This window comes from Enterobacter sichuanensis, assembly GCF_002939185.1.
In the GTDB taxonomy this organism is placed as follows: Bacteria; Pseudomonadota; Gammaproteobacteria; order Enterobacterales; family Enterobacteriaceae; genus Enterobacter; species Enterobacter sichuanensis.
Window position 1 is genome coordinate 1 of sequence record NZ_POVL01000180.1, and the last position, 370, is coordinate 370.

The following is a 370-nucleotide window of genomic DNA, read 5'->3' on the forward strand; positions in this document are numbered from 1 at the left end:
ATCGATGGTCGGTTTCACCGGCGCATCGGTGTCGATGGTCACGGTCCAGCTGCTGCTGGCTGACTCATTACCCATCGGATCCTTCGCCGTGGCGGTGAAGGTGTGGTCGCCGCGGCCCAGGTCCACGCTCGGCGTGAAGCTCCAGGTGCCGTCCGCGCCCGCGGTGGTGGTGCCCAGCACGTTGCTGCCGTCCATGATGGTCACGGTGCTGCCCGCCTTCGCCGTCCCGCTGATTTGCGGACGGGTGTCGTCGGTTACCGCACCCTGGGACAGGCTGCCGGTCACGCTGCCGGTGTCGTCGGTCACGGCGGTGATTTCCACCTTGCCCGGGACCACGTCAACGGTGATGACCACGTGTGAGCCTTCCGGT

The 370-nt window shown here is 67.0% G+C and carries 1 protein-coding gene; it reads right to left on the reverse strand.

All coding sequences use genetic code 11. The features are described from left to right. Window positions 1-370, reverse strand: a 370-nt coding sequence (locus tag C5687_RS24395; protein ID WP_146086326.1) for an Ig-like domain-containing protein, incomplete at both ends; no start/stop codon positions are given.